Consider the following 15,813-nt stretch of genomic DNA (forward strand, 5'->3'; position numbering starts at 1 on the left):
TGTGGGACCAATAAGGACCTGTAACGCTAAATGCCCGTCTTGCGGTGTTCATGGTTGGCGCGAAGGCCGATTTACTAGCGCTGGACGCAAGAAAAACGGCCTTCACTCCCACCTGACCGCCGCTCGCTGTGACTGGTGCGACTGTTGAGGCGGGCAATGCTGTTGTGACTCATGTGGGTTGGCTTGTTCGTTGACCCTGGTTCGAGCTTTCCTCGACCGCGACGGCGTCCAACTATCGGGCACCAAGTCAGGAACGCAAGCTACCCCAGCCCTTGGAATAGACCATCTAGTGGAAGGAACCCATCCAGGCGATGTGGTCGTTTGGCCGTTTCTTTGGTGGCACGGGGTGGAAGTTGGCCGCGTCGTTGATGTCGCCGGTGCCGTTGTATTGCGCGGCGACCGGATAGTTGTAGATCGGCCGCGTGCGTACGACCGTCGAGCCGTTGCGAAGCGTCGCGGTGATCTGCGATGGCGCCACGCCGGTCTCGACCCAGGCCAGCATCGGGTCGAGCAGGTCGACCGCGTCCGGTGCGTCGCCGCCGCCGCAGTGCGCGACCTGCGGCAACATGAACAGCCGGGAGAACTTCTGGACGGCGTCATAGCTACCCATCCGGTCCTCCATCGCCTGTCGATAGGCCAGTGTGCCGCGCGGCGGGATCGCGGTGTCGGCCCAGCCGTGCCACAGGATCAGCTTGCCGCCGGCGTTGCGGAAGGCCGACAGGTCCGGGTTTTCCGCACCATAGACCCGATCCATCAGCCGCTGCGCGTTGAACGTGCGCGCGTCGAAGCTGGTGTCGTTGAGCGTGAAGGAATCCGGCGGGTTCTTCGGGTAGGCCATGTATTTCAGGTAGTTTTCGCCGAACTGGTAGGCCAGCGGCGGATCGACGCCGGGCACCGGGATCTCCCAGGCGGCCCAGGCCAGCTCCGAGCCCGGCTCCAGCGCGCCGGGATAGAGCCGTACGCCGTGCCGGTCGCGTACGCCGCCGTAGAATTTGCGGACGGTGTCGACCTGCGCCGGCGTCAGGCAGGTCGGCTTGTCGACGCCGGCCGGACACGCGACCGTGGCCGGGTCGAAATGGCAGCTGCGCGGGTCGCTGATCTGGCCGTCGACCAGTCCGTCGTACGCGTCGCAGGCGGCCAGCACCGCCTTGTGCAGCGGCGCGAGCTTGTCCAGGCCGATGATCGGCTTGCCGGCGGCGTCACGGTTGGCCAGTGCGACGTATGGCGCCGCCTGGCCGACCAGCGGAGCCCAGATGTTGGCCGGCGCGCCGGCGATGATGCCGTCGAAGTCGGTGGGGAAGCGCTGCGCCTCCATCAGCGCCTGCCGGCCGCCGTTGGAGCAGCTGTCGAAGTACGAGTACGCCGGCGGCTGACCATAGAAGGCCTTGATGACACGCTTGGCCACCACCGACATCACGTGCTCGGAGCGGAAGCCGAAGTCGATGCGCGCCAGCGGATCGTCCTTGGCCCAGCGGCCGTCGGTGCCGGTGGCACCGGTGTGGCCGGTGTCGTCGCTGGCGGTCACGAACTCGCCGTTGTTGAGCGGCGCGCAACCGTCGGCGGCTGCGACGCCGATGCCGACCGAGCCGCAGAAACCGCCGCAGCCGGCCTGCAGATAGCGCTGCGTCCAGGTCGTGGTCGGCAGCTGGATCTCGAAGTTGATCTTCGGCGCGATCACGCCTTTGACATCGCAGAACTCGTAACCCCGGTTGGCCACGACGGCCGCCGAGATCCTGGTCGGCGCGCCGGGAATCCTGCTGAAGTCGACGTTTTTCATCGCCGCGCAGGTGACCTTCGCCGGCACCACCGGCAGCGCCTTTCCGCTGGCCGCCGCTGGTAACGGGCTCGCCACGCCGAGCGCGGCGACGGTCAGCGCCCCGACAGTCACCGCCAACACCTGCCGCCAGATCCGCACCGTTGCCTCCCCGCGCCGAGTGGATGGACCGGCTCACACCATATGCCTGGCGGCTGACACTTTTCTTGAGTACCGGCGGCCGTCGCTATGCTGCCGGCCAAGTCTGAAGGAGTGCATCCCGGTGTCGGAGGCGGAGCGGGCCGTACGTGGTTACCTCGACCACCTGGCGGTCGAGCGCGGCCTGGCGGCCAACACGCTCAGCTCGTACCGGCGCGACCTGGCCCGCTATCTGACCGCTCTGGACCACGCCGGTGTCACGTCGTTGACCGAGGTCAGCGGCGCGCACGTCAGCGACTTCCTGGCCAGCCTGCGAGAAGGCGACGACGACCATCCGCCGCTGTCGCAGGCGTCGGCGGCGCGGGCGGTCATCGCGGTGCGTGGCCTGCACCGGTTCGCGCATCGCGAGGGCGTCACACGCGACGACCCGGCACGCGACGTACATCCGCCGGCTCCGCCGCGCCGGCTGCCGAAGGCGATCCCGCTGGAGGACGTGGAGCGGCTGCTGGCCGCCGCGGGCAGCGGCGACACCGCACGGTCGATCCGCGACCGGGCGCTGCTGGAGGTGCTCTATGGCACCGGCGCGCGGATCTCCGAGGCGGTGGGGCTGGACGTCGACGACCTCGCGGTCGAGCCGGACGGCGACGGTGGCACGGTCGGCTCGGTGGTGCTGCACGGCAAAGGCGGCAAGACGCGAATCGTGCCGGTGGGGTCGTACGCGCTGCGTGCGATCGACGACTATCTCGTACGCGCGCGGCCGGCGCTGGCACAGGCCGGCCGCGGCACCCCGCGGCTGTTTCTCAACGGTCGTGGCGGTCCGCTGTCGCGGCAGAGTGCCTGGTCGATCCTGCGCGCGGCCGCGGAGAAGGCAAAGCTGGAGGTCGCGGTCTCGCCGCACACGTTGCGACACTCGTTCGCGACGCACCTGCTCGACGGCGGTGCGGACGTACGGGTCGTGCAGGAACTGCTGGGCCACGCGTCGGTGACGACCACACAGGTCTACACGCTGATCACCGTCGAGCGGCTGCGTGAGGTGTACGCCACTTCGCATCCCCGCGCCCGCGACTTATCGGGATAATTAGGGCCTTTTCGACCGCAAGTCCGATTATCCGTCCACATGTTCGAAAGCGGTTGCCGACACGCCGCCACCCATCCCGGGCCGGCGGCCCCGGCGGCCTTAGAGTCGACATGTCGCCGCAGACTTCCCCGAGTTCTCGCCGCGGTGGCCGCCACAGTCGACGCGTCTGGAGAAGGACGGCGGGTCCATGTCGAGACAAGCTATCTCCGACCCCTCCATCGGGTTCGAGCCTCCGCAGCGACCGGATGACTCGGACGAGGAGGAGGTGCCGGCGCCGTCCGGGCGCGGCCCCAAGGTCGGGCCGACCGGCCGGCCGGTGCGGCTGATCCCCGACCCGCCACCGCTGGTCCGGCACGGTCCGGCGCGGATCATCGCGATGTGCAACCAGAAGGGCGGCGTCGGCAAGACCACGACGACCATCAACCTCGGCGCGGCCCTGGCCGAGTACGGCCGGCGCGTCCTGCTGGTGGACTTCGACCCGCAGGGTGCGCTGTCGGTGGGTCTCGGCGTGAGCACGCACGAGCTGGAGCTCACCGTCTACAACCTGCTGATGCAGCGCGAGATCGGCGTCAACGACGTCAAGATCAAGACGAACGTCGACAGCCTCGACCTGGTCCCCAGCAACATCGACCTGTCCGCCGGCGAGGTGCAGCTGGTCGGTGAGGTCGCCCGCGAAATGACGCTCGCGCGCGTGCTGCGTACGGCCGTCGAGGACTACGACTACATCCTGATCGACTGCCAGCCGTCGCTCGGCCTGCTCACCATCAACGCCCTGACGGCGGCGCACGGCGTCGTCGTACCCCTGGAGTGCGAGTTCTTCAGCCTGCGCGGTGTCGCGCTGCTCATCGACACCATCGAGAAGGTGAAGGACCGGCTCAACCCCCAGCTGGAGCTGGACGGGATTCTGGCCACTATGTACGACGCTCGCACGGTGCACGCGCGCCAGGTGCTGGGTCGCGTCGTCGAAGCTTTTGGAGAGAAGGTGTACGACACAGTGATCTCGAGAACAGTGCGGTTCCCGGAGACCACGGTGGCCGGCGAGCCGATCACCTCGTTCGCGCCGAACTCGGCCGGCGCCAAGGCCTATCGCGCGCTCGCGCGCGAGGTGATCGCGCGATGAGCCGGCGGACCCACCTGCCCGGAGCGGCGGAGTTATTCCGGAGTACGCAGCACGGGGCGGCGGCCGCCGAGGCCGTGCAGCCGGACAAGCAGCCGGACAACGTGGCGACCCTGCCCAACCGCCGGCAGGCCCGCAAGGGCAGCGGCCGGCAGCGGCACGACGAGAAGATCACCGTCTACGTGTCGGCCGAGGAGCTGCTGTCGCTGGAGTCGGCGCGGTTGACGCTGCGGCGTGAGCACGGCCTGGCGGTCGACCGCGGCCGGATCGTACGGCAGGCGATCGCGCTGGCGCTGACCTCGCTGGACGAATACGGCGCCAACTCGCCGCTCGTCCAGCGCCTGCTGGACGACGACGCCTAAAAGATCAGCGTTTCTGGAGCGGGGCCGGCTGGCTGGCGTAGCGGTCGACGTACTCCTGGCCGGACAGCTGCCGGATGGCGTCGACCACCTCGTCGGTGACCGCGCGTACGACGTGTCGGTTGTTGGGCATGTCGGCGTATTTCTTGAAGTCCAGCGGCTCGCCGAACCGGATCGTCACCCGTACCGGCCTGATCCGCAGCGGCTTGTCGCGGTCGGGCTGCACCTTGTTGGTGTCGATGACGCACGCCGGGATGACCGGCGCGCCGGTCTGCAGCGCCAGGTGCGCGACGCCGGTCCGTCCTTTGTAGAGCCGGCCGTCCGGCGACCGGGTGCCTTCCGGATAGATGCCGAAAAGTTCGCCGGATTTCAGTACGTCCAGGCCGGCGTTGAGCGCTGCCACCGCGGCGCGTCCGCCGGCGCGATCGACGCCGATCGCGCCGACACCGGTGAAAAATCCGGCCATCGCGCGGCCTTTGAGGCCGGTGCCGGTGAAGTATTCCATCTTGGCCAGGAAGTGGATCGGCCGCGGCGCGACCAGCGGCAGGAAGAACGAGTCGAGGAAGGCCAGGTGGTTGCTGGCGATGATGGCGGCCCCGGAGGTGGGGATGTTCTCCCGGCCCTCGACGCGCGGCCGGAACGCGGCGTGCATCGAGACACCCAGGCTGTAGCGAAGCGCCGGGAACACGAGATCGGTGGCGCGCAGCGGATCCTCCCAGGACAGGTTGCGGCGGCAGTACGACCGTACCGCCAAGTAAGGTCCGCGTGTCGGCGGAAGTGACGAAAGTGGCGGTCTGCTCACCCGCGGTTCGTACGCGCTGCGCTACCGTCGTAGGGATGTCCAGCAGCACGCCTCCCGCCGAGCTCGCCGAAGAACCGGTGAGCTCTGCCGAGGCGCCGGGTTTCCAGGTGCATCTGGAGAACTTCACCGGCCCCTTCGACCTGCTGCTGCAGCTGATCGGCAAGCACCAGCTCGACGTCACCGAGGTGGCGCTGTCGAAGGTGACCGACGAGTTCATCGCGCACATCCGCGCGCTCGGCGAGGCCTGGCAGCTGGAGGAGGCCACCGAGTTCCTGGTGATCGCGGCGACGCTGCTCGACCTGAAGGCCGCGCGGCTGCTGCCGGCCGCCGACGTTGAGGACGAGGAGGATCTCGCGCTGCTGGAGGCGCGCGACCTGCTTTTCGCGCGGCTGCTGCAATACAAGGCCTACAAGGAGGTCGCCGCGCACTTCGCTCAGCTCGAGGCGGCGGCGCAGAAGCGGTGGGGCCGGGCCGTACGGCTGGAGCCGCGGTTCGCCGAGATGATGCCGGAGGTGCTGCTGGCGATCGGCGCCGACCAGCTGGCGCTGCTGGCCGCGAAGGCGCTGAGCCCCAAGCCACGGCCGACGGTGTCGACCGAGCACATCCACGCCGTGCGCGTGAGCGTACGAGAGCACGCCGCCATCGTGTCCGACCGGCTGCGCCGGCACGGCAACTCCACCTTCCGCGCGCTGTGTGCCGACTGCGAGACCACGCTGGAGGTCATCGCGCGGTTCCTCGCGCTGTTGGAGCTCTATCGCGAAGGCGCGGTGGCGTTCGAGCAGGTGCAGGCGCTCGGCGAGCTCAACGTACGGTGGACCGCCGGCGACGGCGACGTGGACGTACAGGTTGACGAGTACGCCGGCACGCCCGCCGAGGAGAAACCGCAGGACAGCACGTCCGAACCGGAGGAACAGCACACGTGAGTCAGCCTGCCGACCACCACCCTTCCGAGGGCGACGCCGCGCCGGACACGGCGGAGAGCGCCGAGGTCGAAAACGCGACGGAGGAAGGCGAGGAGTCAGCCGAGGAGGTCATGGTCTCGGCGCCGGGCCTGCCGCTCAAGCCGGCGCTGGAGGCCGTGCTGCTGGTCGTCGACGAGCCGGTCACCGAGCTGACCCTGGCGCAGATCGTCGAACATCCGACCGAGGAGGTCGCCACCGCGCTGGCCGAGCTGGCGGCCGAATACACCGACGAGGGCCGCGGCTTCGACCTGCGCCGCGCCGCCGGCGGCTGGCGGCTCTACACGCGCGAGGAGTTCGCGCCGTACGTGGAGCGCTTCGTCTCCGACGGCCAGCAGGCCAGGCTCACGCAGGCGTCGCTGGAGACGCTGGCGGTGGTCGCGTACAAGCAGCCGGTGACCCGGTCCAAGATCTCGGCCATCCGCGGTGTCGGCGTCGACAGCGTCATGCGTACGCTGGTGGCGCGCGGGTTGGTCGAGGAGAACGGTGAGGAGCCGGAGACCGGTGCTCACCTGTACGTCACCACCCCGCTCTTCCTGGAAAAACTGGGCCTGAACAGTCTGGCCGAGCTGCCGCCGCTGGCGCCGCTGCTGCCGGACATGGCCGATCTCGACGAGGTGTTGGGTGCCGACTCCGCAACTGCCTGATGAGGGTGAACGCCTGCAGAAGGTGCTCGCCGGCGCCGGTGTCGGCTCACGCCGCGCCTGCGAGGAGCTGATCGCCGACGGCCGGGTGAAGGTCGACGGCAAGGTCGTCAGCCGGCTCGGTACGCGCGTCGACCCGCGTACGGCCGTCATCCACGTCGACGGCAAGCGGGTGATGCTCGACGACAAGGTCGTCCACCTCGCGCTCAACAAGCCGCGCGGCGTGCTCTCCACCATGTCCGACGAGCAGAGCAAATTTGGTAGGGCACGGCCTACCGTGTACGACTACGTCGCCGAGCGCTCCGAGCGGCTGTTCCACGTCGGCCGCCTGGACGTCGACAGCGAGGGCCTGCTGCTGATGATGAACGACGGCGAGCTTGCGCACCGGCTGACCCATCCGTCGTACGAGGTGGACAAGACCTACATGGCCGAGGTCCCCGGTCCGGTCAAGCCGGCCGTGCTGCGCCGCCTGTTGGCCGGCGTGGAGCTGGAGGACGGCCCGGTCAAGGTCCACAAGGTGCGGATCAGCGACACGCTCGGCCAGCGCGCGGTGCTGGAGCTGGTGCTGCACGAGGGCCGCAAGCACATCGTGAAACGCCTGCTCGCCGAGGTCGGCCATCCGGTCAGCCGGCTGGTCCGCACGCGGTTCGGTCCGATCAGGCTCGGCCACCAGCGTCCCGGCACCGTGCGCCGCCTCACCTCGCACGAGGTCGCCGACCTTTACAAGGTTGTCGATCTCTAAGCTGATCGCAAGGGCGAGCGAGGGGGGATTCGGTGGCGGTGCGGGCCGTACGCGGTGCCATCCAGGTCGATGCGAACGAGCGGCAGCAGATCCTGGACGGCACGACCGAGCTGATCAACGCGGTGATGGACCGCAACAACCTGACCACCGACGACCTGATCAGCGTGATCTTCACCGCGACCCACGACCTGGACGCGGAGTTTCCGGCATACGCGGCGCGCCAGCTGGGTTTCAACGACGTGCCGTTGCTGTGTACGACCGAGATCCCGGTGCCGGGCTCGATGCCGCGCGTGCTTCGGCTGATGGCGCACATCGAGTCGGAGAAGCCGCGTGCGCAGATGCACCACGTCTATCTGCGCGGCGCCGCCGCTCTGCGGCGGGACCTGCCGCAATGAATGAGACGTATGTAATGTCGGTTCACCCGGCGGACAGGCACAATGGGGACGTGCCGACACCGGATGGTTTCACGCCGTTCACCGGAGTAGTCGCGGTGGACGGTCCTTCAGGCTCCGGCAAATCCACCGTCTCGCGCCGGCTGGCCGCCGCGCTGCACGCCCGCTATCTGGACACCGGCGCGATGTACCGCGCCGTCACGCTGGCCGTTCTCCGCGCCGAGGTCGACCCGTCCGACGCGGTCGGCGTGCTGCGCGTGCTGGCCGACACCAAGCTGGACATCGGCACCGACCCGGCCGAGCCGGGCATCAACCTCAACGGCGAGCCGGTCGGCCGGGAGATCCGCACCGAGCGGGTCACCGCGGCGGTCAGCGAGGTCAGCGCCATTCCGGGCGTACGGTCGGTGCTGATCGCCCAGCAGCGCGAGCTGGCCGCCGACGGCGGCATCGTCATCGAGGGCCGCGACATCACCACGGTGGTCGCGCCGGACGCCGACGTACGCGTGCTGCTGACCGCGAGTGCCGCGGCTCGTGCCGCGCGGCGGGGGAGCGAGACCGGCACCAGCGCCGCCGAGCAGCAGCGCGCGATGCGCCGCCGCGACGAGCGCGACGCGCGTACGACCAGCTTCCTGGACGCCGCCGACCACGGCGTCCTCGTCCTGGACAGCACCGAGCTGGGCATCGACGAGGTCGTCGACCGGCTGCTGCGTGAGGTGCATCTCCGGGTGTACGGACCGGTCAGACGATGAGGGTGGAGGCGGACGGAGCCGGGGTCGAGCATCCGCGGTTCGTCGCCGCCGTGCGTACGGTCGGCCGCAAGGCGATCCTGCCGGGCTACCTGCGGCTGCGGGTGGCCGGCGACGAGAACGTGCCGGCCAGCGGCGGCGTGCTGCTGGCTGCCAACCATACGTCGTTCCTGGACGGCCCGGTGCTCTTCGGCGTGTCGCCGCGGCCGGTGACGTTTCTGGTCAAGGCGGAGATGTTCGACGGCGTCTTCGGCTGGGCCCTGCGCCAGCTCGGCCAGGTGCCGGTGCGCCGCGGCACGGCTGACCGTACGGCCCTGCTGACCGCGCTCACCGCGTTGCAGTCCGGCCAGGTGGTCGGCATCTTCCCGGAAGGCGGCCGGGCCCGGCAGGGCGGCGGGTTCGCCGAGTTCGAACGAGGGGTCGCCTGGCTGGCGCTGCGGTCCGGCGTACCGATCGTGCCGGTCGCCATCGCCGGCACGCAGGAAGCCTGGCCGGTGGACGCCAAGCTGCCCAAGCCACGTCGGCCGGTGACCGTGTTCTTCGGCGAGCCGCTCCAACCGGTCGACGGTCCGGCCGCCGCGACGCGGCATCGGGTCGCCGAGGTGTCCGAGACGATCCGCCGAGCCCTCATCACGCATCTCGAAACAGCACAGGAGCTGCAGGAACAGCCATGACAGAGATCGAGCCGGCCGACCTGTCCGATCTGCCGGCCGACGAGCCCGGCTGGATCGACGAGGTCGCGCCACAACCCGTACTGGCCGTCGTCGGACGACCCAACGTCGGCAAGTCGACGCTGGTCAACCGCATCATCGGCCGCCGCGAGGCGGTGGTCGAGGACAAGCCGGGGGTGACCCGCGACCGGGTCGCCTACGACGCGCTGTGGAACGGCCGGCGGTTCACCGTGGTCGACACCGGCGGCTGGGAACCGGACGCCACCGGCCGTGCCGCGCAGATCGCCGCACAGGCCGAGATCGCCGCGCAGACCGCCGACGCGGTCGCCCTGGTGGTGGACGCGCGCGTCGGTGCGATCGACACCGACGTCGCGGTCGCGCGCGTGTTGCAGCGCTCCGGCAAGCCGGTGCTGCTGATCGCCAACAAGGTCGACGACGAGCGGTTCGAGGCGGACGCGAGCGAGCTGTGGTCGCTCGGTCTCGGCCAGCCGTACGTGGTGTCCGCTCTGCACGGCCGCGGCTCCGGCGACCTGCTCGACGCCGTACTGGAGGCGTTGCCGGAGGCGCCGCCGGAGCGGGACACCGCCGGCGGCCCGCGCCGGGTCGCGCTGGTCGGCCGGCCGAACGTCGGCAAGTCGAGCCTGCTCAACCGGCTGACCGGCGAGACCCGCTCGGTGGTCGACTCGGTGGCCGGCACGACCGTCGACCCGGTCGACAGCCTGGTCGAGCTCGGCGGCGAGCAATGGCGCTTCGTCGACACCGCCGGCCTGCGCCGCCGCGTGTCGCACGCGACCGGCACCGAGTACTACGCGAGCCTGCGTACGGCCTCCGCGCTGGAAGCCGCCGAGGTCGCCGTCGTGCTGCTCGACGCCACCGAGCCGATCAGCGAGCAGGACCAGCGGATCATCACCATGGTCATCGAGGCCGGCCGCGCGTGCGTACTCGCCTTCAACAAGTGGGACCTGCTCGACGAGGACCGCCGGCTGCGGTTGGAGAAGGAGATCGACTGGGAGCTGCGGCGGATCCGCTGGGCCCTGCGGGTCAACATCTCCGCGCTCACCGGCCGCGCCGTCGAGAAGCTGGCGCCGCAGCTGCACACCGCGCTGGAAGGCTGGGAACAGCGCGTACCGACCGGCCGGCTCAACTCCTGGCTGTCCGAGCTGGTCGCCGCGACACCGCCACCGGTGCGCGGCGGCAAGCAGCCGAAGGTGCTGTTCGCGACGCAGGCCGGCACCCGGCCGCCGCGGTTCGTCATCTTCACGACCGGCTTCCTGGAGGCCGGCTATCGCCGCTTCATCGAGCGGCGGCTGCGCGAGGACTTCGGCTTCGCCGGCAGCCCCGTCGGTGTGTCGGTGCGCGTACGCGAGAAGCGCTCCCGCAAGAAGTAGGCCTTCAGCGTCGCCGGTCGGTGGCGGCAGCACAAGGGTGACGGTGCCGCCGGTGGACGTACGCCGCTGCGATAGACTCTCTGGACGGTTGGGCACCGGGACGTGGCGCAGCTTGGTAGCGCACTTGACTGGGGGTCAAGGGGTCGCAGGTTCAAATCCTGTCGTCCCGACGGTGCAAGGGGTTTCCGCAGGTCAGAGTATGCGGAAACCCCTTTTTCGTACGCGTAGTTGATCTTCCCGGGTTGAGCATGCCGCTGGTAGACCCCTTGACTCGGGAAGTTAGGAGATGCCGCTACTGGACTTGGACAGGCTCACCGCCGGCCTGTCGACTACGTGGAGTAGTTATCTGCGGGACTGGGACCGGACCCTGCGGTCCGGGAACCATCCGGAGACCACCCGGTATAACTACCTGCTCGCCGCGGCCCAACTCGCGCGGTACTTGGAGGAGTACTCGCCGGACCCGGACGCCGACGCCGCGGCGGCGGACCCGACGCTGGTCAGCCGGGCGCACGTCGAGGCGTTCCAGGCGTGGATGATCCAGACCCGCTCCGCCTCCACCGCGCTGAACAAGCACAAGGCGCTGCAGCAGTTCTTCAAGTGGCTGGAACTCGACGAGGGCGACATCGACGCGTCACCGATGCGGCGGGTGCGCCAGCCGCGGGTGGACAAGAAACTGGTGCCGGTGATCGGCGACGCGGATACCGCCAAGGTGCTGGACACCTGCAAAACGCACCGGATTTCCCAGAGCTCCCAGAGCTCCACGAGTTCCACGAACGGGGAGAAGCGTTTCATTCAGTTGCGCGATGAGGCGATCATTCGGCTCTACTACAACACTGGAGCGAGGCTGTCGGAGGTCGCCAACCTCGGCGTGGATGACCTGGACATGTCCACCGAGACCGCCATGCTGCACGGCAAAGGCGGTAAACAGCGCAGGGTACGGTTCGGTCCCAAGACCGCCCGGGCGCTTAGCCGCTACCTGCGCGCCCGTGCCCAGTGCGTCGGCGCAGACCTCTCGCACCTGTGGCTGGCCAGCCGCGGCAAGCGGCACCTCGCGGCCAACGTCACCGGCGTTCACGCCCACCGGTGGCGACACAACTTCGCCCACGAATGGAAACTGGGCGGCGGCGACACCGGCGACTTGATGCTGCTGATGGGCTGGACATCGGAGGAAATGGCCCGCCATTACGGCGCCAGCGCCGCCGCCGAACGCGCCCAACAAATCCACGCACGCATGGGAGTGGGCGAACGTGTCTGACGATCGCCCTACACACTCGTCTGCCACACCTTGGCTCGACCTGGACAATCCGCACTCATCTCCAGCCCCGCCTGAGTCCGGACCGCGCGAGACCAGGCATCCGGCGCCAGTCCAGGATCGGACTCCCCAGCGCGTCACCCTCATCGCCGGGGTGGTGGTGAGTCTGACCTTCGTCTTCGGTTTCGGCAACCTGTGGGCGTTGGGGGAGCGGCTGGGGGTCCATCCGTTGATCGCGCCTCTGGTAGCACCCGCGGTGGACCTGTCCGTGCTGGGCCTGCTGATGGCCAGCCGCTACCTTGCTGTCCACCGCGCCACCCCGAGCCCAACGACGGCCCGTACGCGTACTGCTCACGTGCTCCTGTGTCGTGACCTTGGCGCTCAACGTGACCGACCCGATCCTGGCCGGTCACTACGGCACTGCCGCCTTCGACGCGGTCGGACCGCTCCTTCTCATCGGATGGCCCGAAGTCGGACCTGGCCTACTCCAGACCCTGTACGCGATCCACACCGCGGCTCCATCAGAGCACGCCGACCCGTCCAAGGTCGTACCCAGAACCGCATCGCCGACCGCATCGCCGGCCGCGTCGCCGACCGTGCCAACCAACCAAACAGTGACGGGGAAGTGGACTCCCGGGGAGCGAGGCCCCGGGCTGCCGGCCACACCCTGCAAGCCGGAGCTATGCGACGCGCCGTCCATGAGCCGCGACAGGACTGGGAACCTGCCGGACGTCCGAACTCCGACTCCCGTGCCAACGGTTGTCGCGGACCGTGACGAGGGACATGCGGCGCCCAACAAAGGGTGCGCCGGCAACCGCGATGGCCTCGTCATGGACGCCGAGTTGCTTACACGCGCAATCCAACTCGATCGCGAACACTGGAACCGCCATCAACGGCCGGCATCAGCCGACACCCTGCGCTCTGGCCTCCATATCGGCGCACGAACCGCTCGCGCACTCAGAGACCAGATACGTACCACCGCCGCGTACCACGTCCAGGGCCTCGCCTGCATAGCGGACACCAGGAAGGGCCAGCGTGCATTTCACGCTGGCCCTTCCCACACCTCCGCGCACAGACGACAGCAGAACTCGCCGACCTGCTCGACATGCTCACCGACTGGATCACCATCGACTTCAACACCCTCGACATCTCACTCATCGCCTACCTCGATCGCAACGGATACGACGCCAGCTACGACGCCGACCACCTACGCATCGACCTCCGCCGGCTCAGCTCCACCCTCCGTGAGCAAGACCTCAACGCCAACTTCTGATCACCCAAAAGTGGGGCCGGATAACCCCGTCACCTGGGGGGCCTGTCCGCGACATATCAGGGCGATGCGCGAGATGCGACAGTTCGTCGCAGCCGTCGACCGTACCGACAAGCCAGCCTACTTGCCGATAGTGCCATGATGATGTCATCATGACACCATAATGAGTCGTGATGATGTCAACGAGATGCGAGGCGTGCCGGGCCGTCACGTCGCGCTGCGCGGAACCGAGATTTACCTGGAGGAGTCCGGAAACGGCGATGACTGGGTGGTCTTCGAGTCCGGGATGGGTGCCGGCCGCGCGATGTGGGATCTGGTCACGCCGTTGCTGCGGGCCGGCGCGCACACGGTCACGTACGACCGCGCCGGTCGGGGACGCAGCGGCCGGCCGCCGCGGCCGCAGGACATCGACGAGATGGCCGCCACGCTGGTCGAACTGGTGGAAACCGTCGTCTCCGGCCGGCTTGTCCTGGTCGCGCACAGCATGGGTGGGCTGGTCGCGCGGCGTGCGGCCGAGAAGCTGTCCGGCCGGCTGACCGGGCTCGTTCTGGTCGACCCGACCGTGGAAACCGCTCCGCAGTACGACGATTATGGTCCTGCCGCGAAGAAAATCGACGGCGCGCTGCGCATTCAGCAGCCACTGAGCCATCTTCGCTGGCTGGTCAAGCTCGCGGCCCGACCGTATCGGCACGTGTTTCCACGCGCTACTTTTGAGACGATGCTGGCCGAGGATTTCGCGCCGGCCGGAATCACCCAGATGCGCCACGAACTGGCGGCACTCGCGAAAGGTGTCTCCGATTTCCGGCGCCGGCCGCCGGAACCGCCGGCATGCCAGGTCGTGCTGATTTCGGCGGCCCGGGCCAGCAAACGCCGAGCGCGCGATCACGCGCAGACCCGCGAACATCAGCGGCAATACGTGGAAAGTGTCGGCGGTCGTTTCGAGGACGCCGACTCCGAACACATGGTTCCGGCCGAGCAACCGCAGCAGATTGCCGAAGCCATCAGTGTTTACTTGAGTCGTACGCGATAAAAGATCGGCGGCGGCCGAAGGTGCCGGCCAGTACGCCGCCGACGGATTGTGCGACGCCGGCGAACAGCTCGACGACTTGATCACCGCAGTTGCGGCCGTCCATCAACAAACACACCCGCCGCACCACGACACCCTACCGCCCGGCAGTCGCCACAATCCCGAACCGGCTCCTGATCACCGCCGCAAGTGGGGCCGGATAACCCCGTCACCCTGGGGCCGGCTTGCGTTGACACAGCCATCGAGGGTCTCGCCGAACCGTACGGCGGTGTACTGGCTACCGGCGTCGGAGTGGTGGACGGTGTCCCCAGGCAGCGGCCGGCCCTGACGGCGCCGGTAGGCGGCAGCTTGGCGGATCGCGGACTGGACGAACCGGACGTGCTTGGTGGTCGCGCACTCCCAGCCACGATCAGTCCGGCGAACGCGTCGATGGCGAACGCGGTGTGGCTGAACCAGCCGCCCTCCATCGGCACGTAGGTGAAGTCGGCCACCCACAGCGCGTCCGGCCGGTCCGTGGTGAAGCACCGTTTGACCAGGTCCGGGGCGCGCGTCGCGGCCGGATCGGCGACCGTGTTACGGATCCGGCGGCCTCGGGTGACACCCCGCCAGCCGTTCTCGCGCATCAACCGCTCCACCGTGCAACGCGCCACCGGCACCCCCTGGCGGTGCAGATGAGCCCACATCTTCAGACTCCCATACAGCGCCTCCGGCGGCCGGTGCCCAGCCTGGTCCGGCTGGTCCGGCTGGTCCGGCTGGTCCGGCTGGTCCGGTTGGTAGTAGCCGGACAGCAACTCGGTGATCGTGGTGTCCCACAACGCCCGTTTCGACGGCGCCCGGGCCACATACGCCCAGTAGGTACGCGGGGCGATCGGCACGCCCAGCGCAGCAAGCGCGCGTGTGATCGGTACGACCCCGAACTCCTGCCGGTGCTCGTCGATAAACCCGGAGATCAGCGGTACATCGGGTCGCACTCCCGCGCAAAGAAAGCCGACGCCGCCTTCAACACCTCGACCGTGCGCTCCAGCTCCGCGCACTTCCGCTTCAAATCACGGATCTGCTGCGCCGACTCGGTCGGCACACCCGCCGCCAGACCCGCGTCCACCTCAGGCTGACGAACCCACTTACGCAACGTCTCCGTACTCATCCCCAGCCGAGCCGACACCGCCTTCATCGCAGCCCACTCCGACCCATAGTCATCCACATGATCACGAACCAGACGAACCGCCTTCGCCCGCGTCTCACCATCAAACCTCGGCATCGCGCCATCCTCCCCACCTTGGGAGATGTGCACGAAACCCGGGGCGGGTTCAACGACAACCCACACAAACACCCAGGTTCGCCAACGCACACGAGCGTCACTTTCGGTGAATGCATGTCGACGCCACCCACCGGCACCGCAGCAAACCGTTACCCTACGTGGCGTGGGTTGGGCCGGTACTCGCCTGTCAACATGC

The 15,813-nt window shown here is 68.7% G+C and carries 15 protein-coding genes, 1 tRNA gene and 1 pseudogene; 14 read left to right on the forward strand and 3 right to left on the reverse strand.

Features of this window, described 5'->3' with window-relative positions:
- Positions 1-286: 286 nt before the first annotated feature.
- On the reverse strand, positions 287-1,915 hold the full coding sequence (locus tag GNX95_RS01310; RefSeq protein WP_163505131.1) for a tannase/feruloyl esterase family alpha/beta hydrolase: 1,629 nt from the start codon (positions 1,913-1,915) through the stop codon (positions 287-289).
- Between the two features lie 121 nt (positions 1,916-2,036).
- Here GNX95_RS01310 and GNX95_RS01315 point away from each other — a divergent pair, with 121 nt between their 5' ends.
- The 3 genes from GNX95_RS01315 (at position 2,037) to GNX95_RS01325 (ending at position 4,469) form a co-directional block, all read left to right on the forward strand.
- On the forward strand, positions 2,037-2,990 hold the full coding sequence (locus GNX95_RS01315) for a site-specific tyrosine recombinase XerD (RefSeq protein WP_246281477.1): 954 nt from the start codon (positions 2,037-2,039) through the stop codon (positions 2,988-2,990).
- A 187-nt stretch (positions 2,991-3,177) separates the two neighbouring features.
- Positions 3,178-4,110, forward strand: coding sequence for a ParA family protein (locus GNX95_RS01320; protein ID WP_163505133.1), 933 nt, complete (start codon positions 3,178-3,180; stop codon positions 4,108-4,110).
- Positions 4,107-4,469 carry a hypothetical protein gene (locus tag GNX95_RS01325; protein ID WP_163505135.1) on the forward strand — a complete coding sequence of 121 codons (363 nt, stop codon included), beginning with the start codon at positions 4,107-4,109 and terminating at the stop codon, positions 4,467-4,469. The genes GNX95_RS01320 and GNX95_RS01325 overlap by 4 nt, the downstream gene beginning before the upstream one ends.
- A 4-nt stretch (positions 4,470-4,473) precedes the next feature.
- Here the strand turns inward: GNX95_RS01325 and GNX95_RS01330 are convergent, their stop codons facing one another.
- Entirely contained in the window at positions 4,474-5,118 is a 645-nt protein-coding gene (locus GNX95_RS01330; protein ID WP_163507764.1) for a lysophospholipid acyltransferase family protein, read from the reverse strand.
- A 185-nt stretch (positions 5,119-5,303) separates the two neighbouring features.
- Between GNX95_RS01330 and GNX95_RS01335 the strand changes: the two genes are divergently transcribed.
- The 11 genes from GNX95_RS01335 to GNX95_RS01385 all read left to right on the forward strand — a co-directional run bounded on the left by GNX95_RS01335 (position 5,304) and on the right by GNX95_RS01385 (position 14,362).
- Positions 5,304-6,191 (forward strand): segregation and condensation protein A, encoded by an 888-nt coding sequence (locus GNX95_RS01335; RefSeq protein ID WP_163505137.1) that lies wholly within the window; start codon positions 5,304-5,306, stop codon positions 6,189-6,191.
- Positions 6,188-6,874, forward strand: a complete 687-nt coding sequence (gene scpB / locus GNX95_RS01340; RefSeq protein WP_246281478.1) for an SMC-Scp complex subunit ScpB — start codon at positions 6,188-6,190, stop codon at positions 6,872-6,874. Before GNX95_RS01335 ends, scpB begins: the two co-directional genes overlap by 4 nt.
- Entirely contained in the window at positions 6,852-7,613 is a 762-nt protein-coding gene (locus GNX95_RS01345; protein WP_246281479.1) for a pseudouridine synthase, read from the forward strand. The genes scpB and GNX95_RS01345 overlap by 23 nt, the downstream gene beginning before the upstream one ends.
- 32 nt (positions 7,614-7,645) lie before the next feature.
- Positions 7,646-8,008, forward strand: coding sequence for a chorismate mutase (gene aroH, locus GNX95_RS01350; protein ID WP_163505139.1), 363 nt, complete (start codon positions 7,646-7,648; stop codon positions 8,006-8,008).
- A gap of 50 nt (positions 8,009-8,058) precedes the next feature.
- Positions 8,059-8,754 carry a (d)CMP kinase gene (cmk, locus tag GNX95_RS01355; RefSeq protein ID WP_246281480.1) on the forward strand — a complete coding sequence of 232 codons (696 nt, stop codon included), beginning with the start codon at positions 8,059-8,061 and terminating at the stop codon, positions 8,752-8,754.
- Positions 8,751-9,425: a lysophospholipid acyltransferase family protein gene (locus GNX95_RS01360; protein WP_163505143.1), complete on the forward strand. Its 675-nt coding sequence runs from the start codon at positions 8,751-8,753 to the stop codon at positions 9,423-9,425. Before cmk ends, GNX95_RS01360 begins: the two co-directional genes overlap by 4 nt.
- Entirely contained in the window at positions 9,422-10,810 is a 1,389-nt protein-coding gene (gene der, locus GNX95_RS01365) for a ribosome biogenesis GTPase Der (protein WP_163505145.1), read from the forward strand. Before GNX95_RS01360 ends, der begins: the two co-directional genes overlap by 4 nt.
- A 96-nt stretch (positions 10,811-10,906) precedes the next feature.
- A tRNA-Pro gene (locus GNX95_RS01370) sits at positions 10,907-10,980 on the forward strand.
- A 116-nt stretch (positions 10,981-11,096) separates the two neighbouring features.
- A complete protein-coding gene (locus GNX95_RS01375) occupies positions 11,097-12,065 on the forward strand; it encodes a tyrosine-type recombinase/integrase (protein WP_163505147.1) in 969 nt (322 codons plus the stop codon).
- Between the two features lie 1,102 nt (positions 12,066-13,167).
- On the forward strand, positions 13,168-13,335 hold the full coding sequence (locus tag GNX95_RS01380) for a hypothetical protein (protein WP_163505148.1): 168 nt from the start codon (positions 13,168-13,170) through the stop codon (positions 13,333-13,335).
- 160 nt (positions 13,336-13,495) lie between these two features.
- Complete coding sequence (locus GNX95_RS01385) at positions 13,496-14,362, forward strand: alpha/beta fold hydrolase (RefSeq protein ID WP_163505149.1); 867 nt, start codon at positions 13,496-13,498, stop codon at positions 14,360-14,362.
- Between the two features lie 198 nt (positions 14,363-14,560).
- On the opposite strand, the pseudogene GNX95_RS42930 reads toward GNX95_RS01385, so the two are convergent.
- A pseudogene (locus GNX95_RS42930) lies at positions 14,561-15,617 on the reverse strand (IS3 family transposase); the annotation flags it as partial.
- Positions 15,618-15,813 lie beyond the last annotated feature (196 nt).

Source organism: Fodinicola acaciae (assembly GCF_010993745.1).
GTDB lineage: Bacteria > Actinomycetota > Actinomycetes > Mycobacteriales > HKI-0501 > Fodinicola > Fodinicola acaciae.

Coding starts and splice junctions, on each gene's coding strand:
- GNX95_RS01375 (WP_163505147.1), top strand. CDS start 11,097: ATGCCGCTACTGGACTTGGACAGGCTCACCGCCGGCCTGTCGACTACG.
- GNX95_RS01320 (WP_163505133.1), top strand. CDS start 3,178: ATGTCGAGACAAGCTATCTCCGACCCCTCCATCGGGTTCGAGCCTCCG.
- der (WP_163505145.1), top strand. CDS start 9,422: ATGACAGAGATCGAGCCGGCCGACCTGTCCGATCTGCCGGCCGACGAG.
- GNX95_RS01385 (WP_163505149.1), top strand. CDS start 13,496: ATGAGTCGTGATGATGTCAACGAGATGCGAGGCGTGCCGGGCCGTCAC.
- GNX95_RS01380 (WP_163505148.1), top strand. CDS start 13,168: ATGCTCACCGACTGGATCACCATCGACTTCAACACCCTCGACATCTCA.
- GNX95_RS01335 (WP_163505137.1), top strand. CDS start 5,304: ATGTCCAGCAGCACGCCTCCCGCCGAGCTCGCCGAAGAACCGGTGAGC.
- GNX95_RS01325 (WP_163505135.1), top strand. CDS start 4,107: ATGAGCCGGCGGACCCACCTGCCCGGAGCGGCGGAGTTATTCCGGAGT.
- GNX95_RS01360 (WP_163505143.1), top strand. CDS start 8,751: ATGAGGGTGGAGGCGGACGGAGCCGGGGTCGAGCATCCGCGGTTCGTC.
- GNX95_RS01330 (WP_163507764.1), bottom strand. CDS start 5,118: ATGCACGCCGCGTTCCGGCCGCGCGTCGAGGGCCGGGAGAACATCCCC.